This is a genomic window from Polyangiaceae bacterium, assembly GCA_015075635.1.
Lineage (GTDB): Bacteria > Myxococcota_A > Polyangia > Polyangiales > Polyangiaceae > JADJKB01.
In genome coordinates this window covers 1042262-1062410 of sequence record JABTUA010000001.1, presented here as the reverse complement: position 1 = coordinate 1062410, position 20149 = coordinate 1042262, and the positions used below count along the sequence as shown (strand labels likewise).

At 70.3% G+C, this 20149-nt stretch carries 21 protein-coding genes and 1 tRNA gene; 11 read left to right on the top strand and 11 right to left on the bottom strand.

What is annotated here, in order from left to right:
- Positions 1-21 precede the first annotated feature (21 nt).
- Positions 22-1026 (top strand): hypothetical protein, encoded by a 1005-nt coding sequence (locus HS104_04890; protein MBE7479315.1) that lies wholly within the window; start codon positions 22-24, stop codon positions 1024-1026.
- A 10-nt stretch (positions 1027-1036) separates the two neighbouring features.
- Here HS104_04890 and HS104_04885 read toward each other — a convergent pair whose 3' ends face one another.
- The gene (locus HS104_04885) at positions 1037-3118 is read right to left on the bottom strand and encodes a DUF4139 domain-containing protein (protein ID MBE7479314.1); all 2082 of its coding nucleotides are present in this window, start codon (positions 3116-3118) and stop codon (positions 1037-1039) included.
- 155 nt (positions 3119-3273) lie between these two features.
- Between HS104_04885 and HS104_04880 the strand changes: the two genes are divergently transcribed.
- Positions 3274-3699 carry a VOC family protein gene (locus HS104_04880; GenBank protein MBE7479313.1) on the top strand — a complete coding sequence of 142 codons (426 nt, stop codon included), beginning with the start codon at positions 3274-3276 and terminating at the stop codon, positions 3697-3699.
- A 93-nt stretch (positions 3700-3792) separates the two neighbouring features.
- Positions 3793-4653, top strand: coding sequence for an FHA domain-containing protein (locus HS104_04875; GenBank protein ID MBE7479312.1), 861 nt, complete (start codon positions 3793-3795; stop codon positions 4651-4653).
- Between the two features lies 1 nt (position 4654).
- Here HS104_04875 and HS104_04870 read toward each other — a convergent pair whose 3' ends face one another.
- From HS104_04870 to HS104_04860, 3 genes are read right to left on the bottom strand one after another with little or no spacing between them, the layout of a single operon-like run.
- Positions 4655-6376, bottom strand: a complete 1722-nt coding sequence (locus tag HS104_04870) for a hypothetical protein (GenBank protein ID MBE7479311.1) — start codon at positions 6374-6376, stop codon at positions 4655-4657.
- The gene (locus tag HS104_04865) at positions 6369-7121 is read right to left on the bottom strand and encodes a YebC/PmpR family DNA-binding transcriptional regulator (protein ID MBE7479310.1); all 753 of its coding nucleotides are present in this window, start codon (positions 7119-7121) and stop codon (positions 6369-6371) included. Before HS104_04865 ends, HS104_04870 begins: the two co-directional genes overlap by 8 nt.
- 49 nt (positions 7122-7170) lie before the next feature.
- Positions 7171-7878: an extensin family protein gene (locus HS104_04860; GenBank protein ID MBE7479309.1), complete on the bottom strand. Its 708-nt coding sequence runs from the start codon at positions 7876-7878 to the stop codon at positions 7171-7173.
- Between the two features lie 222 nt (positions 7879-8100).
- Here HS104_04860 and HS104_04855 point away from each other — a divergent pair, with 222 nt between their 5' ends.
- The gene (locus HS104_04855) at positions 8101-9654 is read left to right on the top strand and encodes a hypothetical protein (protein MBE7479308.1); all 1554 of its coding nucleotides are present in this window, start codon (positions 8101-8103) and stop codon (positions 9652-9654) included.
- Positions 9655-9667: 13 nt separating this feature from the next.
- A complete protein-coding gene (locus HS104_04850; GenBank protein MBE7479307.1) occupies positions 9668-10411 on the top strand; it encodes a methyltransferase domain-containing protein in 744 nt (247 codons plus the stop codon).
- A gap of 3 nt (positions 10412-10414) precedes the next feature.
- Here the strand turns inward: HS104_04850 and HS104_04845 are convergent, their stop codons facing one another.
- Together HS104_04845 and HS104_04840 are read right to left on the bottom strand one after the other, a co-directional pair.
- On the bottom strand, positions 10415-11242 hold the full coding sequence (locus HS104_04845; GenBank protein ID MBE7479306.1) for an alpha/beta hydrolase: 828 nt from the start codon (positions 11240-11242) through the stop codon (positions 10415-10417).
- A 17-nt stretch (positions 11243-11259) separates the two neighbouring features.
- Positions 11260-11580 (bottom strand): YkgJ family cysteine cluster protein, encoded by a 321-nt coding sequence (locus HS104_04840; GenBank protein MBE7479305.1) that lies wholly within the window; start codon positions 11578-11580, stop codon positions 11260-11262.
- 59 nt (positions 11581-11639) lie between these two features.
- On the opposite strand from HS104_04840, the gene HS104_04835 reads away from it, so the two are divergent.
- Positions 11640-12080 carry a bacterioferritin gene (locus HS104_04835; protein ID MBE7479304.1) on the top strand — a complete coding sequence of 147 codons (441 nt, stop codon included), beginning with the start codon at positions 11640-11642 and terminating at the stop codon, positions 12078-12080.
- An 8-nt stretch (positions 12081-12088) separates the two neighbouring features.
- On the opposite strand, the gene HS104_04830 is transcribed toward HS104_04835, so the two are convergent.
- Positions 12089-13807 (bottom strand): serine/threonine protein kinase, encoded by a 1719-nt coding sequence (locus HS104_04830; protein ID MBE7479303.1) that lies wholly within the window; start codon positions 13805-13807, stop codon positions 12089-12091.
- Positions 13808-13918: 111 nt separating this feature from the next.
- Here HS104_04830 and HS104_04825 point away from each other — a divergent pair, with 111 nt between their 5' ends.
- From HS104_04825 to HS104_04805, 5 genes are all read left to right on the top strand, one after another.
- Entirely contained in the window at positions 13919-14722 is an 804-nt protein-coding gene (locus HS104_04825; GenBank protein ID MBE7479302.1) for a DNRLRE domain-containing protein, read from the top strand.
- A gap of 23 nt (positions 14723-14745) precedes the next feature.
- Positions 14746-15831 (top strand): 6-phosphofructokinase, encoded by a 1086-nt coding sequence (locus HS104_04820; protein ID MBE7479301.1) that lies wholly within the window; start codon positions 14746-14748, stop codon positions 15829-15831.
- 1 nt (position 15832) lies between these two features.
- Positions 15833-16657, top strand: coding sequence for a serine/threonine protein kinase (locus HS104_04815; protein ID MBE7479300.1), 825 nt, complete (start codon positions 15833-15835; stop codon positions 16655-16657).
- Between the two features lie 9 nt (positions 16658-16666).
- Complete coding sequence (locus tag HS104_04810) at positions 16667-17458, top strand: hypothetical protein (protein ID MBE7479299.1); 792 nt, start codon at positions 16667-16669, stop codon at positions 17456-17458.
- A 646-nt stretch (positions 17459-18104) separates the two neighbouring features.
- Positions 18105-18830 (top strand): tyrosine-type recombinase/integrase, encoded by a 726-nt coding sequence (locus HS104_04805; protein ID MBE7479298.1) that lies wholly within the window; start codon positions 18105-18107, stop codon positions 18828-18830.
- A 20-nt stretch (positions 18831-18850) separates the two neighbouring features.
- Here HS104_04805 and HS104_04800 read toward each other — a convergent pair whose 3' ends face one another.
- From HS104_04800 to HS104_04785, 4 genes are all read right to left on the bottom strand, one after another.
- A complete protein-coding gene (locus HS104_04800; protein ID MBE7479297.1) occupies positions 18851-19237 on the bottom strand; it encodes a DUF5615 family PIN-like protein in 387 nt (128 codons plus the stop codon).
- Entirely contained in the window at positions 19238-19474 is a 237-nt protein-coding gene (locus HS104_04795) for a DUF433 domain-containing protein (GenBank protein ID MBE7479296.1), read from the bottom strand.
- Between the two features lie 64 nt (positions 19475-19538).
- Positions 19539-19808: a DUF2283 domain-containing protein gene (locus HS104_04790; GenBank protein ID MBE7479295.1), complete on the bottom strand. Its 270-nt coding sequence runs from the start codon at positions 19806-19808 to the stop codon at positions 19539-19541.
- A gap of 204 nt (positions 19809-20012) precedes the next feature.
- Positions 20013-20096, bottom strand: a tRNA-Leu gene (locus HS104_04785).
- Positions 20097-20149 lie beyond the last annotated feature (53 nt).

Below are 20149 nucleotides of genomic sequence, written 5' to 3'. Positions count from 1 at the left end.
GATACGATCTACTCTCGAGGCGTGAGACGCTTTCGGTTCGCGCTCGTGCTCGCGGGGCTCGCCGCAGGGATCCTTCACTGCTCGTCCGAGGACGACGCCAAGAACGTGTGCGAGCCCGGCCGCCAGATCGCCTGCGCGTGTTTGAGCGGCAGCGGCATCCAAGTCTGCCGCGGCGACGGCAGCGGCTACGCGGCCTGTCAGTGCGGCGACGCCGGCGCCGACGCGAGCGCGGGCATGGGCGGGGGGGGCGCCGCCGGGAGCGGCGGCGGGCCGAGCGGCGGCAGCAGCGGCTCGAGCACCGGCGGCAGCTCGAGCGGCGGGGCCAGCGGCAGCGGCGGAGTCGCGGGCGACGCGGGGGGCAGCTGCGCGCCGGGCACGGCGACCAACGTGACGGGCAGCTGCGATCTGGTGGCGCAGAACTGCCCTGCCGGCCAGACCTGCCGCATCCAGCAGACCGACGCCGGCAGCTACGTCAGCGCCTGCATCAGCCTGGGCAACGGCACGAAGAAGCTCGGCGAGTCGTGCAGCACGCACGGCGACTGCCAGGCCAAGCTGAGCTGCGCGCTCTCCAAGTGCACGCGCCCGTGCTGCGCGTCGCTCGAGGCGACGCTGTGCGGCCCGAGCGGGTCCTGCGACATGAAGATCAGCTACGGCAGCTCCGACTTCGTGCAGGTCTGCACGTTCTCGGCGCCGTGTACGCCCTGGGCCAAGGACTGTCCGCCCGGACCGGAGTCGGACTGTCACGTCGGCTCCGGCGGCAAGCTCAAGTGCAGCTTCCCCAACTACGCACCCGACGCCGGCTCGACGCTGGGTTTGCCGTGCCAGTTCTTGAACGACTGCCAGGACTCGCAGCAGTGCGACTTCTCCAGCGGCAGCGGCGTGTGTCGCTGGCTCTGCAAGGCGTCCGCGACCGGCGCGCCGGACGCCGGCAGCGTGGGCGGCACGCCCGGCAACGGCGGCTGTCCCAGCGGCCAGACCTGCAAGGCCTACTCGAGCCCCAGCTGGCTCGGCGTGTGCAGCCCCTGAGCCCGAGCCTTCAGCGCTTGTCGGCCACCGCGTTCGGCTTCTCCGGGCTGAGCGTCAGCTCCGCGAGGCGATCCGAGAGCGCGACCTTGCCCGTCATCAGCTGGCCCTTCAGGTCGGTGACCTCGATGGTCGCCCTCTGAAGGCGGTTGCTGATCTCCTCCATCTTCTGGGCCAGGTGCCGGCTCAGCTTGTCCGCCGAGGTCACGCGGCGCAGCGTGACGAGCTGGGCGTGGATCTCGTCCACGCGCTCTCGGTAGGTCGTCATCTGTGACTCGAGGGTCGAGACGCGCTCTCGGGTATCCACCATGTGCTTGTGCAGGCGCACGATCTCGTCGAGCTGCTTCTGGAGCTCCGGCGCGACGGGCTTGGACTTCTTCAGGAACAGCGCCAGGGTCTCGACCCCGGCGTCGGTGTTGATGTCGATGCTCTTCTCGAGGGGCTGGCTCTCTTCGATCTCGAGCTCCAGGGCGCCGCGCGCCGGCACCGTGACGGGGAACAGGTGCGCGCCCCGGAGCTTCTCGACCTTCACCTTCGAGTCCCGGAGCTTCCAGCCTTCGGGCACGGAGTGGCGCACCCATACCTTGGCCGGGGCGTCGCCGCGGTTGGCGAGCGCGAGCTTGGTGCGGCGCACGGTCTGCGCCTCGGTGCGCACGATGCCGCGCTGGATGGTGACCAGGCGATCGATCTCCTCGCGGGTGTCCACCACCGGCTCGACCAGGAGCTGCTTGTCCAGCGCGAAGGGAATGAAGGCCGAGCTCTTGGGTGGGATGGGCTCGCTCAGGCCTTCACCCAGGAACTGCCCCGCGGCGTAGACCGTGAACGGCCCGGACTCGAGAGTGTGCTCGCTGGGGTTCTCCAGCCGGACGGCGCGGAACGCGAAGCGCCTGGAGCCGCGCGACGAGACGGGGTCGTAGAAGTAGACCTGCTCGCCCTTGGTGGTGACGCTGAGCATGTTGAGCAGCGCCGAGCGGTCCTTCTTGATGCTGAGGGGCGTCGGCGCCACGAACAGCGCGCTGCCGATGGGCTCGCTCTGGGCGGCGGCCGGGTCCGGAGCCTTCGCCTGCACGGGCTTCGCCTTGTCCTGCGCGGTGACCAGGCGCACGCCGTCGCGGTCGGAGGTCTTGCCGGTCGCGACGACCTCGATCTGCGACTCCGGAACGCCGTTCCGGACCAGCGCGTCCTTCACGGTGTTGGCGCGGCCGAGGGAGGCGTTCTTCAGATCTGGCTCGCCAGGCTTGGCGAAGCCCTCGATGCGGATGTGCTGCCCGGTGGAGCGGAGCTTCAGCGCGAGACCGGCGACCTTGTCGTCTTGCGCGTGCTCGGAGCCGAGCCTCCGCGCCCTGGCCATGGGCTTCTTCCCCTTGCCGCCGCCGCTGCCGCCGGCGGGACCGAAGCCCCCTGCCGCCAGCGTGTCGGCGTCGGGCTTGGCCTCTGCGCCGCCCCGCTTGCCCAGCCGCTCGACCTCGTCCAAGGCGATGTTGCCGACGACGGCAACCTCTCCGCCGGCGACGGCGTACGGCGAGCCGCCGGTGGGCGGCGCCAGCGCCACCGCGGGCCCCTCGTTGAGCGTCTCGCGCTCCACGAAGCGCACGCTGTGCAGATCGTACTTGAACGACAGCGCCGAGGTGCTGCCCACCCCGACGGTCACCTTCTCCCAGTCTTCGCCGGAGACGTTGTCGACCACGGCCCAGGCCTCGAGCCGAGCACGCCCGTCTTTCCCGAGCTCCACGCGGTAGCTCGGCTTCCAGGCCGGGCTCTCGGTCACGTAGGTGATGGCGATGTCGCGCGACGCTTCCTTCGGCAGCTCGATGCCGAGCTCCACCATGTCGCCGTGTACGACCCGGGTCGGAAAGGAGACCGGCAGCGATTTGCCGCTCTTCGCGTCGCGGATGGTCAGGGACTTCAGGAAGTCGTCCACGCGCTCCGCGGGCACGCTCAGCACGAGCTTGCCGTCCACCACTCGCGCGTGGCGCTCGAAGTAGGCGACTCCGCTGCGGTAGACGATGACCCGGCCGAGCTCGGCGTCCGATTTCACCGGGCGCTGTCCGAAGCCTGCGCTGCAGGCGGCGCTCGACAGGGCGAGCAGAATCACGAGCCCAATCCGACTTCGAAGCATGGAAATCCTCCTCTGGCGCCCCTCACCCCCTGGAGCACCTGCGTTCGACACAGTTGAAAAGCTGGCGTTGGGTACGGCCGAGACTGGCGAACGATCTTGCCGTCGCCGCGATTCGATCCGATGACCTGCCCATGCACTTCCTGCACGCCATGGTCAGGGTTCGGAACCTCGACGATGCCCTCGATTTCTTCGTGGGTGCCCTGGGCCTCAGGGAGCTCCGGCGCAAAGAGCACGAGAAGGGGCGCTTCACCCTGGTCTTCCTGGGCACGGGCTCGCCCGGGGACTCCGCCGAGCTCGAGCTCACCTACAACTGGGATCAGAGCGAGCCCTACACGGGCGGGCGTAACTTCGGGCACCTGGCCTTCCGGGTGGACGACATCTACGCGACCTGCGAGCGCCTCGAAGCGCGCGGCGTCGCCATCCTGCGCCCGCCGCGGGACGGTCACATGGCCTTCGTGCGCTCGCCGGATCAGATCTCGATCGAACTGCTCCAGCGCGGGGACGCGCTGCCGCCGAAGGAACCTTGGCTCTCGCGGCCGAACCAAGGGCAGTGGTGAGACCCCGAATTCACGCCGACCCCGCGGCGCGTACGCTGCGGCTTTCGTCGGCGCGCGAACCAGGTTAGACGCGGCGAGCCCCTCGGACCGCCCATGGCCTCACCCAAGATCCAGTCCACCGCCACCGCCGTCTGCGTTCGCATCGGCGGCCGGGAGCTCCGGTTGTCCCCGGGCACCTACACGTTGGGTCGCCACCATTCCTGCGACATCGTGCTCGAGTCCACGCTGGTGTCCCGGCGCCACGCCCAGCTCGGCGTGACGCGCACCACGGCGGTGCTCACGGATCTCGGCAGCTCGAACGGCGTGTACGTCAACGGAGAGCGCGTCGGCGCCCCGGTCAGCCTGCGCAACGGGGATCGCGTGCTGCTCGGCGACCAGGAGCTCGAGGTCGCCCTGGGCTCCGCGAGCGGACCCGTCGCCATCGACAGCAAGCGGCTCGCGTTCGCGCAGTCGTTGGACCTTCGCGTGAGCGACGAAGACCTCGACGACATTCCGCACTCGAGCGAGCGCTCCGCACCGGGGACGCGCACGGTCGATTTCTTCGAGCTCGTGGGCCGGGTCGTCGATCGCGTGCTGGCGGCGGGGCGCTACGACGAGGCCGCCACCATGTTGCAGTCGCAGCTCAGCAAGGTGCTGGCCGACGCCCGCGCGGGCCGAGCGATCCCCGCGGCCAATCGCGACGCCTCGCTGCGCTACGCCATCCTCCTCGGCGCCGGCGCTGGCGACGCTCGCTGGCTCGACTATGCGCTCGACCTCTTGACGGCCTGCGCCAGTGCGCCGACGCAGGAGCTCGCGCAGGATCTCGAGGAGGCCGTGGCGAAGGTCGGCGGCGTGGACGAGCAGCGGCTGGCCCGCTACGTGGCGGTGGTGGACACCTTCCCCGAGGCCCTCGAGCGGCTGCGGGGCGTGACCCTGGCCCGGCAGCTCCAGCGCGTCGCGCGTCGGGCGCGCTGAGTCACTTGCGCGCGCAGCGCTCGTCCGGCACGCGTGGCAGGCGCGAGAAGCCGCGCCCGGCGAAGACTGGGCCGACGGGGCGGTACTCGAGCTCTCGCTTCGAGCCGGCGCGCTCGATCTGAAGCCGCACCGGCACCGACGGCGAACCGGGCTGGTGCAACAGGGACACGACGCGATCCCCGACGCGGACTCCGGCGCGCTCGGCAGCCCCACCGGTCGCGACGCGTGTCACCGAGCCTCCAGCGTCGCGCTCGAATCCGAGGGCGAAGCTCTCGAAGCGGCGCGGCCCCGCCACGAAGCACGGGCCCAACGCGTCGTTCGGCAGCCCCCGCATCCGACCTGCGCCGATCTCTTCGCGGAAGAGCTCGCCGCCACCCGCGCCGAGCTCGCGCTCGAGGGCGTCCACCCAGGCGCTCTCCGGCAACGGCTGCGGTTTCCGGTAGAGCTCGCGCAACACGCCGTCGAGCGAGCGCTTGCCCTTGGATTTTCCACGAATGAGCGAGTCCGCACTGGTCGCGTGGCGCGCGCCGCGCGCGACCAGGAGCGCCGCCACGTCGGGCTCCGCCGCCCGCTTCGCGAGCTCGGCGTTGCCCAAGAGCGCGTGGGGCGAGGTCACGACCAGGCGCTCGATTTCGTCGGCCTCGGCCAGGTACTCCCCGGGCGTGAGCAGGCCGAAGCGAAAGCACAGCTCCCGTGCCAAGAAGCGCGTGACCCCCTCCACGAACCACAGAGACTCCGCGCCAGGCGGCCCGATCCAGAGCGCCGGGCCCATCCACTCTCGCAAGAGCTGGTGCGCCAACGCGACGCGCAGCGGACCGCCGTAGCTCTGGTTCACGCCGACGTGGAGGAGCACGCTGGCGCTCTGACGCATGGCCTCGAAGCTCCCCGCGGGGCGCCCGTCGGAGACGAGGAGCAAGGTGAAGGGCGCGCTCCTCTTCTCTCCCAAGTATTCGCGCGCGGCGCTGCGGAAGCTGGCGACCTCGGCGGCGACAGAGCGCGGATCGAAGCTCGTGTAGCCGAGCCAAGCCACCTCGTCGTGTCCCTCCGGTCCGTCGAGCACCGCGTGGCCCATCGGTCCCGCCAGGAAGCTCATGCGCCGGAGCGCTGCGCCGGAGAGCGTGAGCGTGCGGCGCTCGCCCACGCCGAAGCCGGACGCCCCGCGGGCGTCGGGATGCAGCTTCTGGGCTTCGATGCCGAGCTGGGTCGGCACCTGTCGATCGGCCCACGCCGCCGGCAGCGCGAAGAGCGCGTCCCCCGCGGCCGCCAGCCGGTTCGGATCCAGGAAGACGCCGAGCGGCCCCGATGAGAAGGCGCTGGCAGCGCGCTCGTAGCTCAAGCTGAGCGGCGGCGACGGCGCGCGCGCGAGCGCGAGCACGAGGCCGTCTCCCTCGGCACTGAGCTCGACGCCGATGGGGCCCTCGAGGTCCCGCGCGGCGATGGCCGAGACGCCGCTCCCCGGTGCGCGCGCGAGCGAGAGACGACGGAGCTCGTCCGGAGGCCCGCGGAGCTCCAGCGTGACCGCGACCACGGGGGCGGGCATGAGCTTCGGCGAGAGCGTTAGCGCGAGCGCGGGTCGGTGGTCCGGCGCTACCTGCACCGGAGCGCGCGCCGAGCTCGCCGCGGGGCCGGGCAGGCTCGGAGGAGCGCCCACCGGCTCCGCTGCTCGGGCGCAACCGAAGGTCGCCCCGAGCGCCAGCCAAAACAGCGCGCGGCGGTCAGCCACCGCCAATGCGCGCGAGCTCTTCGTCCGAGACGTCGAAGTCCGAGAACACGCTCTGCACGTCGTCGTGCTCGTCGAGCGCGTCCACCAGGTTCAGACAAACCTCGGCGTCCCGCCCGGCGACCTCTTTCTTGTTCTTCGGGACGTAGGCGATCTTGCTCTCGCCCAAGGGCAGACCGGCCTTCTCGAGCGCTGCCACGACCTCGTACAGCTGCTCCTTCGGGGTGTAGACCACCCAGAGGTCGCCTTCGTCGCGGTAGTCGTCGGCTCCCGCCTCGACCGCCGCCTCCATCAGCTTGTCTTCGCTGACCTGCTCCTTGTCGAGCGAGATGGTGCCCAGGCGATCGAACGCCCAACCTGCCGTCCCCGAGCTGCCGAGCAGGCCGTTGTTGCGCTCGAAGATCTTTCGCAGCTCCGCCACGGTGCGGTTGCGGTTGTCGGTCATGCCTTCGACCAGGAACAGCGTGCCGGCCGGGCCGGTGCCCTCGTACAGCACCTCTTCGTAGGCAGCGCCCTCGATCTCGCCGGTGCCGCGCCCGATGGCCCGCTTGATGGTGTCGGCCGGCATGGCCTGTCCCTTGGCGTCGTTGACCGCCTTGCGCAGGCGTGCGTTCGCGTTGACGTCGCCGCCGCCGATGCGCGCCGCGGTCACGATCTCGCGGATGAGCTTGGTGAACAGCCGGCCGCGCGCGGCGTCCAGCGCGCCCTTCTTGCGCTTGATCGTGGCCCATTTGGAATGACCGCTCATTCGATGCTTCTCCGTCGGGGGCGCCTACCTACCACAGCTTGGCCCGGCTTCACTGCGTCAAAAACCAGTCGATGCCCCGCCGGACCTCGAGGTGGAGGTGGTCTTTGTGCCGGCGATCGTAGTGCGGGGTCAAGATCAGGTTGAAGCTGCCGAGCTCGTCGATGGCGCAGACCAGCTCGCGCAGCGCCAGTGCCTTCGGCTTCTGGGGCTCCGGCGCCCCTTCGCCGCAGGTGCGGGAGCCGATGCCGTGCCCCTCGAAGTCCCGAAGCACGTTCAGCACCTCGCCGTCCTTCCGCACGATCTCGACGACGTCGATGGCCACCCCGGCGGCGTGGCGCCAGCCGCGGCGCTGTACCCAACGTCCGCGGTGGACGCTGTTGAAGCGGACGCGCGCGACGCCGCGATCGGCCACGACCAGCGCCAGGTCGTCGAGCGCGAGCAGGAGCCGACAGTCCATCAGCGGCCCGTCCTTGGGGTGAGCGACCGTGGGATGGTGCATCTCGAAGACCACGCCGCGCAGCGGTCCCGTCAGACGCACCGGCGTGTCGATGGTCGGCACCTTCGGCCCGCGGGTGAAGGGCGCGCCGCGCACCCCGAGCTCCGCCAGGCACTGCTCGGAGGCCTCGGCGTGGTAGCGCAGCGCTCGCAGGCGCTCGGGGCGGGGAGGAAACACCACCATCGGATTGCCGGCGTGGAGGCTCGCCGGGGCGATCAGGGTCGCCAACGCGAGCACGGCCAGAAACGCGAGGGAGCGCATGCGGGCCGGCCAGAGTCTCGCGAATGGTGGCCGATTTCGAGGCAAAAACTGGCGTCCCGGCGGCCGTGTGCGAAAATTACGATGACCTTCGTGTTGTTACGCTTCGCCGCCGCCGCCGCGTGCGTGGCCCTAGCCGGATGCCACGGGGTGGACGACGCGCCCCGGCCGTCGCTCTCGACCGGGCTCACCTCGCCCGCGAGGGCGCTAGCCGCGTCGCTACGGGTGACTCGGCCAAAAGCGGCGCCGGCGCCGGCGCCCGCAGCCGCGCACGACGACGGCGCCGCGTGCCGGGCCGAATGGGCGCGCCTCTCGAAGCTCCCGGCCCTGCCAGGGACCCCAAAGCTCGAGAAGCAGCGCGCCGAGACGCTGGCGCGCGCCAAAGGCGAGCCCGTGCTGTTCGTGCGTCCGCCGGAGTGGCAGCGCACACCCAGCCCGATCGTGCGCGGCTATCGCAAGGCCCTCGGCGAGTCGCGCTTCCCCTGGGACACGCTGCGGCTGATCCGCGATCGCTTCCGCTTCGCGCCGAAGGTGGGGCGCGAGGTGCTCTTGCGCGACGGCTACCTGTACGCGGACTCGCCGGATCTCGCCTGGTCGCTCTGGGACTCGGTGCGGCTCGAGCACCTGTTCGACGAGCCAGCGCTCGTCATCGAGCGCGGCAGCGTGCGCCTCTCCGTCGCGCGCGACGCCCAGCGCGGGTACGTGTACTCCGACGGTCCCGACCGGGGGAAGGCCGCGCGACTCTTGCTCTTCGACAGGGTCAGCCTCGCCGGCGAGCCCGCGCGTGCCCCGCTCCACCTCGACACGCGCTCCCTCGCGCACGAGCTCGGCTTCGAACGGCTGCGCGTCGAGCGGCTGACGAGCGAGGGGCACTTGACCAGCCTGCGCTACGAGGGCAAGTGGGTGCGAACGGTACTGGCGGCGGACGGCCCGCGCTTGAAGCGACGCTGCGAGATCGTCGAGCCCGCCGAGCGCGCGGCCATCGCCGATGCCCGCGCCCGAGCCGAGACCCGCGCGCGCGTGCTCGCCGCGCTGCGCACCGCGATGCTGCGCGCCGTGGAGGAAGAGCTGCCGTTCGACGAGCCCAAGACGGAGTGGGGGCAGCAGGACGGACACCTGAAGCACCACTGGCTCCGCGCGTACCAGAAGGGCGAGGCCCACTTCGCGTTCCAGGGCGATCTTTACCCGGTATTTCGCCCGGACGGACAGGTGGCTCCGCCGCAGGTGTGCATCGACTTCGTGACCGAGACCCTGGAGCGCGCCAGCGGGACCTGGTGGCGAGGGCGCGGCGAGCCACCGGGCCGCGATCAAGGCGGGCTCGACTTCGACGGCCTGATCGGCCAGAGCCGACGGCAGGTCACCGCGTTCATCAACTACACCAAGACCCACCCGGAGGAGTTCGAGCACGAGCTCTTGCCCACCCCGAAGCGACTCCCCTACGTATTCAAGCGGGAGTTCTACCGGCACCTGGCCAAAGAAGCCGACCGCTACGCGCCCGGCACCATCGTGATCATCCGCGGCTACGCGCCGTGGGATCACTACAACGTCCCGCACTACCACGCCTTCTTCGTCTACGAGGCCGACCCCATCACGGGCGTGCCGATGCTGCTCGCCGGCAACGCCGGTCGCCCGCGGGTGCAGAGCTGGGAGCCGGTGATGAGCCGCGCGCCGCAGCGCAACATCGAGTACCGCATCGCGCCGAAGCTGGAGTGGCTGGCGCGCCTGATCCCCGACGCCGGCCGCTCGGAAGCGGCGCCGTCGCTGGTCGAGGTGTTCTGATATCTTCGCCGGCATGAGCCAGGTCTGGCACGACGACGACGAATTCTGGGCTGCCGTGGAGCCCGTGCTCTTCAACCCCGCGCGCAACGCCGGCACCGCGGCGGAGATCGACGGCGTGCTCGCGCTCTCGGGTGTCGCCCCCGGCGCGCGCGTGCTCGATCTGGGCTGCGGCCCGGGTCGCGCGAGCCTGGAGCTCGGGCGGCGGGGCTACGTCGTGACAGGCGTGGATCGCACGGCGCTGTATCTCGAGCGCGGGCGCGCTGCGGCCGCGGCGGAGGGGCTCCGGATCGAGTGGGTGCTCGGCGACATGCGCCGCTTCGCACGATCGGCGAGCTTCGAGCTGGTGACCAGCCTGTTCTCGACCTTCGGCTTCTTCGCCGACGACGCCGAAGAGCGCGCCGTGGCCCGAAACATGGCGGAATCGCTCGCGCCGGGCGGGTGCGCAGTGCTGGAGATGGCCGGCAAGGAGATCATCGCGCGCATCTTCCAGCCGCGCTCGTGGATGAACGGCGAGGGCGCAGAGCTGCTCGAGGAGCGCAGCATTCGCCCCGGTTTCGCCTGGGTGGACACGCGCTGGATCCTGCACCGCGACGGGCGTCGCTACGAATACCCGGTGAGCCTCCGCCTCTACTCCGGCGCCGAGCTCTCGCGCCTCCTGCTCGAGTCCGGCTTCTCCCGGGTCGAGCTCTACGGCTCGCTCGCCGGCGCGCCGTACGACAACGAAGCGAAGCGCCTGGTGGCCGTGGCGCGCAAGTGATCGCTACCTGCCGCCGTACTCCGCCGTCGCGAACTCCACGATGCGATCCACGATGATCCGTCCGTCGCGCACGAACAGGTCGTTGTGGTGCCCGCCCTTGACGGCGTAGAGCGTGGCGGTGGGAAAGACCTTGGAGAGCCGCTCGCCCATCGAGTACGGGATGACCTCGTCGTCCGTGCCGTGCACGACCAGGACGGGCAGGGTCAGCCCCGGCGCCTTGGCGACGTTGTCGAACTTGTCGTGGATCAGCCAGCGCGCCGGCAGGATCGGCAGCGTGGTGGACGCCATGTCGGGGATGCTGGTGTACGGCGAGATCAGGACCAGGCGTGCGCCGTGGCCGCGCTTGGCCATCTCCACGGCGACGCCGCTGCCCAGCGACTGACCCTGAAGCACCACATCGGTGGTCGGCACGCCCAGGCCGTTGTGCAGGTGCCAGAGCGCCGCCTCGGAGTCGGCGTAGATGGCCTCCTCCGTCGGCACGTAGTCCTTGGCGAGTCCGTAGCCCGGGTACTCCACCGCGAAGAAACCCAGGCCCGCGCGCTTGAACGACCAGGCGAGCGGCGTGAGCTGGCCGAGCTCCTCGGCGTTGCCGTGGAAGTGCACGACGGTGACCGCGTGCTTCTTCGTGGGCGGGACGTGCAGCGCGAAGACGGTGCGCCCGCTCGGCGCCGTGACCCGGGTCAGCTTCGCGTCATCCATGCGCGGCTCTTCGCCGAGCTTGGGCGCGGGATAGAGCAAGCGCCGCTGGCCAAAGTAGGCCAACGCGCAGAGCGCGCCGTACGCGAGCGCCACGACTCCGACCACGCCCAGCAATCGCTTCACCGCCCTCAAGGCGCCTACATGTTAGCTCAGGTCGGCAGGCCCGCGACGCGGCGGTAGGCCTTGCACTGTGGATCGCCGGGCTGCAAGAGGTGGCAGATCGCGCCGCGGGTCGAGTAGACGGAGCAATCGTTGGGTCGCCCGGGCACGCCCAGGTGGATACACGAGCCGTCCGGACGAGCGGCGAACGCTTGCTCGCCGAAGTGGCCGGGCACGATGCCAGCCAGGATTTCGTGCCTGCCCTCCCGCTTCCAGCGCACCAGATCCTCGGCGGCCACGCCCACTCGCCCGTCGGAGGCATCGCGGCAACAGGCCGCGCACTCACGGCAGTCGTACGGCGCGGCGCTCATCGCCAGGTTGTAGCACGCCTCGGCTTGACGCCTCGGCGCGGTGACACCCTACTTCCGCCATGCCCCTCAGAGATCTCGACGTTCAGAAGACCGTGGGCCTCTTGAACTCGATCCTGGAGCACGAGCTCGCCGGGGTCGTGCGCTACACGCACTACGCGCTGATGGTCACCGGGCCGAACCGCATCCCCATCGTCGCCTTCATGACGGGGCAAGCGCAGGAGTCGTTGCTCCACGCACAGCAGGTCGGAGAGCTCCTGACGGGGCTGGAGGGACATCCGTCGATGCGCATCGCTTCGCTCGAGGAGTCGTACCAGCACTCGACCAAGGCGCTCCTGCAGGAGAGCCTGAACCACGAGCTCGACGCCGTGAAGCTCTACAAGGAGCTGCTCGGGACCGTCGAGAACGCCAGCATCTACCTGGAAGAGTTCTGCCGCACCATGATCGGCAACGAGGAGCGGCACCAGCTCGAGCTGAAGAAGATGCTGCGCGACTACGGCTGAGCCGTCGCTCACTTCTTGCGGTACGGATTGTCTGCGAACCCGCCGCCCGTGGTTGGCTTCGGCGGGGGCTTGGCGGTCGTGCCGCCGCCCGTCGGCTTCTTGGCGAACTCTAGGGAGAGCTCGCTCGTGCCTTCGCCGACCTTGCTCTTGACCCGGCGCCCGTCGGCAGAAACGGCCTCGATCACCGCACCCGTGTCCGGGTGCCAATCGAGCTCGACCTCCGGGGCGGCGGGCTGGATCTGGATGGTCTTGTCGGCGACCTTGAGCGTGGCGATGTCGGCGTTGGCCTTGATGGTGAACGTGTGCTCCTTCACCTCCGTCGGCGCGGGCGGAGGCGCGGGCTCCTCCGTCGGACCCGGCGCCGCCGCGACCGCCGGGAGCGAGCTCTTCGACGCCTCGGGCTCGGCCCGTTTCCCGACCGACATCAGGATCACGCTGACCAGCACCACGCCGATGCCGAGCCCGCTGGCGACGCCGATGATGGCGGCGCGGTTGCGCCGGTCGGAGAAGATCGCCGCGATGCTCTTCTCGACGGAGGCCGTCACCGAACCGGTCACCGGGACCGGACCGTGCCCGCCTTGCTCCTTCCAGGCGATGGTCGCCCCGGTCGTGTCCTCACGGACCGGAGCTTGCCCGGGCTCCGCCTCGGGCTCCGCCGTCACGGCCTCCACGCGGAAGGAGCCCGACGGTGCGTCCAGTGGCGACGGCGTAGCCCCGGTCTCCCGCACCGCGTCCACCAGCGCGCCGACCTGGCCGCGCAAGCGCCGGATTTCCTCGACCTTCTTAGCGCGCTCGAGCAGCTTGGGTCCGACGATGCGCCGCACGAACTCGGCCACCTCGGCGGTGTCGGCGATGGGGTGCGCCGAGAGCAGCCGGCGACGGAGCGCATCGGCGCTGGGGCAGCGCGCGTCCAGATCGCGGGTCAGCGCCCAGTGCATCGCCTCGTCGAGCTCTTCCGGCAGATCGGCGCGGACGCTGCGCAGACGTGGCGGGTCTTCGTTGACGATCTTGAGCAGCGCGCCGATCTCGTCCTCGGTGTCGTAGAGCCGCTCGCCCACCAGCGCTTCCCAGGCCACGACGCCCGCCGCCCACACGTCGCACCGCCGATCGACCTTGGCGCCCCGCGCCTGCTCCGGCGCCATGTAGGCGATCTTGCCCTTGATCTTCCCGGTGCGGGTGTGTCCCGCGGTGTACGCGACCTTCGCGATGCCGAAGTCCGTGAGCCGGCTGACGCCGTCGGTCCCCACCAGGATGTTGTGCGGGGAAAAGTCGCGGTGCACCACCCCAAGGGTGTCGCCATCGCGATCCTTCAGCTCGTGCGCGGCGTGGAGCCCCGCCAGAGCGTCGGTCACGATGCGCAGCGCGACCGGCTCCGGAATGCGCTCCCCCGCGCGCTTGGCCGCGCGCCGGAGCCCCGCGAGGGTGTCTCCCTCGACGTACTCCATCACCAAGAAGAGGCCGTAGGGGTCTTCGCCGACGTCGAGCACCGGGACCACGTTCGGGTGGCGGATCTTGGCCGCGAGCTTGGCCTCCTTGAGCAGGTCGTTCGCGAGCTGCGCGTCGGTCTCGGCGGTGCCGTGGATCATCTTCACGGCGACGTGGCGCTGAAAACCTCCATCACGCGCGGCGACGCCCAGGTACACGGTGGCCATGCCGCCTGCACCGATCGGTGCGAGCAGCTCGTACCATCCCACGCGCTCCGGGAACGGAGCCGAGATCCTGGACACCGCGAAAACTATACCATCGGCGGAACGCCGGCGCGTTGACCGCCGGTGCGTCGCCGGTAGACTCCGGAGGTCGAGCGCGAGGGTGCCGTGAAATCCGCAGGATCGGGCAGGATGGGGTGGGTGGTGATGGCCGCCTCGCTGACCGCCTGCCTCGGCATCTCCGACGTGGACGAGCGCGACGGTGGCGCGACCGGGGGCGGCGGCTCGGGGATCGACGGCGGCGGATTCCCTGGATATGGCGGGACCGGCGGGGGCGACAGCGGCGCGACCGGCGGGAGCGACAGCGGCGGGGCCGGCGGCGGCAGCTCGGGCGGCGCGGCGGGCGACGGCAGCTCCACGGGCGGCGGCGCCGGAACCGGCGGCATCTCGAGCGGCACCGTCACGCTCGAGCCCGGCCTGGCGCTGGCCGGCGACGGCTTCCTCGCCCACCCGGATCTCTGCGGCAAGACCGTCCACGATTCGTACCAGCAGTCTTCCTACAAGGCGATCCACGCGGGCCGCGACGTGCCCTGCAACGGGCTGTCCACCTACCGGGCCTTCGTGCGCTTCGATCTCGGACCGGTGCCGGGCCCGGTGAAGAAGGCGACGCTCAGGCTCTACTACGCCCAGAAGGCCGAGCCGAACGCCGGCGTGGGGCTCTGGGCCATCCCCGACTTCAACCAGCTGACCGCACAGAGCTGGAACCTCGCGCTCGGCACGAGCTATGGCACTCTGGTCACGCCGACGAGCGCGCTCGGCTGGGCTCAGAAGGACGTGTCGAATGCGGCCAAGGCCGCTCAGAGCCAGGGTGACGCGGCCGCCTTCGAGCTCCGCTACTTGGACGAGAGCGAAGACCCGGCGGGCAAGTCCCGCTGGTACGGTTTCGTGGCCACCGAGAACGGCACCCTCGGCCCCGAGCTCGTGGTCGACTACTGATGTCAACAGGAGGGCACTCCAGCATGCCTCGCATCGCAGTACTGACCTCGGGCGGGGACGCGCCCGGGATGAACGCCGCGCTCCGCACCATCGCCAAGGTCGCCGCCGTCCACGGCGTCGAGGTGATCGGCTTCGAAGACGGCTACGACGGGCTGATCGACGGCCGTACGCGGCCGCTCACCCGCAAGACCGCGGGCGGCCTGGCGACCACGCCGGAGCTCGGCCTGACGGGCAACCTCGGCGGCACCTGGCTCGGCAGCTCGCGCTGCGCTCGTTTCGTCACGCCCGAAGGCCGCGCCGCGGCCGCCGCACGGCTCGACGGCTTCGCGGGCTTGATCGTGATCGGCGGCAACGGCTCCCTCACCGGCGCCCACAAGCTGGCCCAGGAGACCGGCGTGAAGGTCATGGGCGTCCCGGCCTCCATCGACAACGACGTCGGCTGCACCTCCACCGCCATCGGCGTGGACACGGCGCTCAACGTGATCGTCGAAGCCTGCGATCGCATCAGCGACACCGCCCGCTCGCACCGCCGCGCCTTCATCGTCGAGGTCATGGGACGACACTCGGGCTACCTGGCGATGGCCTCGGCGGTCGCGGTCGGCGCCGACGGGATCCTGTTCCGAGAACAAGGGCGGAGCGAAGCGGAGCTGGTGAAGACCGTCGCCGATCTGTTGCGCCGCGGCTTCGCCAACAAAGGCGACAAGCGCCGCGTGCTGGTGATCAAGGCCGAAGGCGTCGAGGTGCCGTGCACGCGTCTGGTGCGCCTGGTCGAGGACGAGCTCCGAACCGACCTGCCCGGTCTCGAGGTGCGCGCCACCGTGCTCGGCCACCTGGTGCGCGGCGGCAACCCGACCTACCAGGACCGCATGGTCGCTGGCCGGCTCGGGCTGGCCGCGCTCGACGCCTTGCTCGGCGGGCAAACGGATCAGATGGTCGCCTGGCTCCCGCAGCAGGTCGAAGGCGGCATGCCGACCTCCGATCCTGCCATCCAGCGCTTCACGCTCGAGCGCGTGCTGGACGAGACGCGCTCTCTCCTCGATGGGACGAGCGCCGTCACGCGCTGGCGCGTGGGGATGATCGAGAAGCTCGAGGGCGCGCTCTCGCTGTGAAATGACGGTGTTCGGGAGCTACTCGCTGCTCGGGCGCCTGGCCTTCGGCGGCATGTCCGAGGTCCAGCTGGCGGAGCGGCGCGACGCGCCCGGCCGCCGTTTCGCGCTCAAGCTGCTGCTGCCGGAGCTGTGCGCCGACCCGGAGCGGGTCGAGCAGTTCCGTGCCGAAGCCGAGCTCGGTTCGCGCTTCGAGCACGCGAGCGTCGCGCGCGTCGTCGATCGCGGCGAGGTCGATGGCAGATCATTCCTGGCCACGGAGTACGTGTCAGGGCTGGATCTCTCCCGCACCACCGAGCGCCTCGCGGCGCAGGGCCAGCGTCTGCCGATCGCCGAGGTTCTGGCGATCGTGAAGTCGGTCGCCGAGGCGCTCCACTACGTCCACGAGCTCGGGCTCGTGCACCACGACGTGAACCCGGACAACATCCTGCTCTCCGACGACGGGCAGGTGAAGTTGATCGACTTCGGGGTCACGCGCCCGGCCGGGCCCAGCAACGGGCTCTTGCTCGGCAAGGTGGCGTACGCGGCGCCCGAGCAGCTCGAGGGCAAGCCCGTGGATCGTCGCGCCGACGTGTTCTCGCTGGGTGTGGTCCTGCACGAGCTCTTGACCGGGCGGCGCCTGTTCAAGCGCGAGACGGAGCCCCAGACGCTCTTGGCGGTGGTCGAGGCGCGGATCCCTCCCCCGAGCGAGCTGTCGCCGGAGCTGCCGCACGCCCTCGACGCCGTCGTCACACGGGCGCTCCGGCGCGAGCCCAAGGAGCGCTACTCGAGCGCGGCGGAGCTGGGCGGCGCGCTCGGGGCAGTGACGCTGCCTCGGGCGGCGTGGTAGGTTTTGCGCATGCGCTCTTGGCTTGCTTCCGCGCTGGCGGTCTCTGCGTTCTGGCTCTTCGGCGCGGGCTGCGCCACGGGCACGGACGACAGCATCGGTGAGGGCGGCGCTGCTGGCGCTGCTGGCTCGAGCGCCGGCGGCGGCGGTGGCGCGAGCGGCGGCTCGGGCGGTGCGGGCGGCGGCGGCGGCTCCGGCGGCGGCGTCAGCGGCAGCGGCGGCGGCTGGCCCACCGGCGGCAGCTCCGGCGGCGGCGCGAGCGGCGCGAGCGGCAGCGGAGGCTCGGGCGGCGCAACGGGCGGCAGCGGCGGGAGCACCGGCGGCTCGGGTGGTGCGACCGGCGGCTCGGGTGGCGCGACCGGCGGCAGCGGCGGCACGACGGGCGGCTCGGGCGGTGCGACCGGCGGCTCGGGCGGCGCGACCGGCGGCTCGGGCGGCTCGGGCGGGACCTGCCCCGGCACGACCGTCAACGGCACCTGCGTCTACATGGCGAACAAGTCCGGCATGGCGCAGTCCGCCGCGCAGGCGGCCTGCACCGCGCTGGGCGCCGGCTGGGGTCTATGCTCACCCGCCACGCTCTGCGCCGCCGGCACCTTCAGCTACCTCTCCACGGCGGGCTGCAACTGCAACGGCGGCGCCGCGGCCTGCGCCTGCGGCACCACCAACAACCTCTACGTGCACGTGCAAGGCACCGCCTCGCCCTACTACATCCGCACGTCGCTCGTCCCAAACTGCAACTGGTCCTCCGACGCCTGCACGGACTCGGTGAGCGAAACCTGCGGCGCAGCGCTGTGCTGCAAGTGAGAGCCCCGACGTAGCTCGCCGGGGCTCGGTGCGAAGGAGAGGACTTGAACCTCCATGGGAGTTACCCCGCTAGCACCTCAAGGCGGCGGCGTCGCGCGGCGCAGCAGGATTTCTGCGGGCTTTGATGCACGACGACGCCTGCGAACGCGTGCTGAGGCACCGGTTTCGGGGAAGCTTCCCCGAAACACCACTGCACGGCCGCTGCCGCTGCCAAGACTTCAGGCGTGGTTCCGTGCACGGCCCCTTTGTGGGGGGCCGTGCCAATGGCGCCGGCGTGCCGCCGGGTTTCTGCGGTGATTGTCAGGCCGCACCGGCAAGTACCTAGGAGCCCAGCCGACATCTGCGTGGAGGTTGCGCGCTACGAGGTCGTCCAATACGACTTCAGCAGCTCGCTTCTTTTGCGAAGCAGCTGGAACTTCCCGAACCGTTGCATTGGCAATGTCACAGTTTCTCCCCGGGTTTCTGGCGGTCGGCGTCTTGATGCTCGGCGCGTGCGAGGAATCAGAAGACGTCTGTGGCATGGGTTGTGGCATCCCGTTCCTGGCATCGGCCGCGTTCGACGCTGGCTCGACGGCCCACTCAGATCACTGACGCGTCTTGCGCGCGTTACGCGCGAGAACGCCTGGGCTCGGTGAGGCGGCAGACGGTGCAGAAGGAACTCAGCGCGCTTCGTCGGTTGGTGGGTTGGTGCGAAGAACAGGGCATGCTCACCCGCGCGCCCCGCGTCCCGCCGCCAGCGAAGCGCGCGACCGGAACTCCATTCAAGCTGCCACGCCGTTCGAAGCCCACACCCCTCTCCGCCGAAGAAGCACTGGCGGTCATTGCCGCGCTGCCGGAATGGTCGTCGAGCAAGAAGGTCGATCCGTTCCCGGTGCGCGCTCGATTCCGCTTCGCCTTCGAGACCGCGCTCCGACCAAAGACCATCGACCGGCTCTCGGTGCCGGAGAACTTCGTTCGCGGGGGCTCGGTGCTGATCATCACCGACGAGATCGACAAGATCCGGTTCGGGCGCGAGCTACCGCTCACTGATGGCGCGCGCGCCGCTCTCGACTCCGTGTGCCCGGAGGCAGGGATCATTTTCGGCAAGCACGACTACCGCGATCAGCTCGAGAAGGCTGCGGCGGTCGCCCTGACACCAGAGAAGGCGAAGACCTTCGCGGGCTACGACCTGCGTCACGCGCGGGCGACGCAGTGGGCGGAGTCCGGCAACTTGGTGGGAGTCGCGTACCTGCTCGGGCACAAGCAGATCACGACGACGAACAAGTACGCGCGGCCGAATCGCGCGGCGGCGGAGAGGGTGTTGCTCGTGATCAAGGACTGCGCGCGCGCGTCATGGACCAGCGCACAGAGCGAATTGCAGGCGGCGGCGTAGCGGAGTGCGACCGCCCTCGCTCACTTCGGCGAGCCGGCAACAGGGAGGGCGCGAATCCTGACGGAGCTGTCGTCGATCAACACGATCGCGCCCGAGATGAGCACGTCGGTCACCGCGGGCAGCCGCGCTGCAAGCACTTGGGCGATGCGATCCGGTCTCACGTCCCGCAACCGGAGAACGACGACCGAGGGGGTACTGGTGCCTTGAACGGCGAGGATCCTGCCGAAGTCGAGGTCATTCGTGATGATGACTTCTCCCCTCTCGCGCGCGTGATCGACGATCGCCTCGTCGCTCGCGGCCCCGAGACCTCGTTCCCTCACGTGTGCCGTGGGAAAGCCGGCGGCAGTCAGCACGCGCGCGACCGACGCCGGCAGGTTCATGTCGACGAGAAAGGCCGGAGCCGGCACTCAGGCGACCTCGAGAACCTGCTCCCCCACCGACCAAGCGGCGAGAGTCAGAGCCTGCCGGATGTCCTCTTCCTCCAGCTCCGGCCACTCCACGAGGATCTGCGCGGTGGTCATCCCGGAAGCCAGCGAGGCGACGATGGACTCGACCGTGACCCGAAGCCCACGGATGCAGGCCTTCCCGCCACACTTCTCTGGGTCGAAGGTGATGCGCTCGAGTTTGGTGTGCCTGCGCTCCATCTCCAAAGGATAGGCGCGGGCAACGATCCCGTCCAGCTACGCAGAGAAAGCCCCTCGCCGGCGGTCACACGTTGCAGAGCGGGGCCCACTCCTCGGGCGCGAGCTCCGGCTCACCGATCCGGGCGAGCACGGCGTTCACGTCAGCAAGAGTCACGTCCGAGGGCGCCATCAGCTCCAACCCGATCGGTTTCCCGCTCGCGTCGTAGTCCACTCGGACTCCTCGCCCGCCCTCATCAGTCCGCGCCGCCCGAACGCCCGTCACGCGCGGCAAGTACAGGTACGCTGCCAGTGCCTTCCCCCTGCTGTACGTCACCTCGAGGTATCTCGCCTTCATGGGGTCACCGGGCGCCGAGAAGCATAAGACGCCCGTAGCTCGGCCTCCCACAAAGGGGCCGAGCACGGAACCACCTCAGGGGTCTTGTCAGCGGCAGCAGCCGCGCCGCGCGCTTTAGAGTTTCGGGGAAGAATTTCGGGGAAGGTCGGTCTTCAACGGCGCGAGGTCTTTTCGGTTGCGCCGCAAGCCATCGAGATCGTTCAGTGCGAAGGAGAGGACTTGAACCTCCATGGGAGTTACCCCGCTAGCACCTCAAGCTAGTGCGTCTGCCAGTTCCGCCACCTTCGCGTGGGGACGGGAAAGTAGGCGGAGCGCCGATAAAGTCAAGACGCCGCGCGATC

What these genes read in the sequence shown, in the direction of transcription:
- HS104_04880 (MBE7479313.1), top strand. Translation starts at nt 3,274, where the DNA reads ATGCACTTCCTGCACGCCATGGTCAGGGTTCGGAACCTCGACGATGCC.
- HS104_04875 (MBE7479312.1), top strand. Translation starts at nt 3,793, where the DNA reads ATGGCCTCACCCAAGATCCAGTCCACCGCCACCGCCGTCTGCGTTCGC.
- HS104_04865 (MBE7479310.1), bottom strand. Translation starts at nt 7,121, where the DNA reads ATGAGCGGTCATTCCAAATGGGCCACGATCAAGCGCAAGAAGGGCGCG.
- HS104_04860 (MBE7479309.1), bottom strand. Translation starts at nt 7,878, where the DNA reads ATGCGCTCCCTCGCGTTTCTGGCCGTGCTCGCGTTGGCGACCCTGATC.
- HS104_04850 (MBE7479307.1), top strand. Translation starts at nt 9,668, where the DNA reads ATGAGCCAGGTCTGGCACGACGACGACGAATTCTGGGCTGCCGTGGAG.
- HS104_04840 (MBE7479305.1), bottom strand. Translation starts at nt 11,580, where the DNA reads ATGAGCGCCGCGCCGTACGACTGCCGTGAGTGCGCGGCCTGTTGCCGC.
- HS104_04835 (MBE7479304.1), top strand. Translation starts at nt 11,640, where the DNA reads ATGCCCCTCAGAGATCTCGACGTTCAGAAGACCGTGGGCCTCTTGAAC.
- HS104_04825 (MBE7479302.1), top strand. Translation starts at nt 13,919, where the DNA reads ATGGGGTGGGTGGTGATGGCCGCCTCGCTGACCGCCTGCCTCGGCATC.
- HS104_04820 (MBE7479301.1), top strand. Translation starts at nt 14,746, where the DNA reads ATGCCTCGCATCGCAGTACTGACCTCGGGCGGGGACGCGCCCGGGATG.
- HS104_04815 (MBE7479300.1), top strand. Translation starts at nt 15,833, where the DNA reads ATGACGGTGTTCGGGAGCTACTCGCTGCTCGGGCGCCTGGCCTTCGGC.
- HS104_04810 (MBE7479299.1), top strand. Translation starts at nt 16,667, where the DNA reads ATGCGCTCTTGGCTTGCTTCCGCGCTGGCGGTCTCTGCGTTCTGGCTC.
- HS104_04795 (MBE7479296.1), bottom strand. Translation starts at nt 19,474, where the DNA reads ATGGAGCGCAGGCACACCAAACTCGAGCGCATCACCTTCGACCCAGAG.
- HS104_04790 (MBE7479295.1), bottom strand. Translation starts at nt 19,808, where the DNA reads ATGAAGGCGAGATACCTCGAGGTGACGTACAGCAGGGGGAAGGCACTG.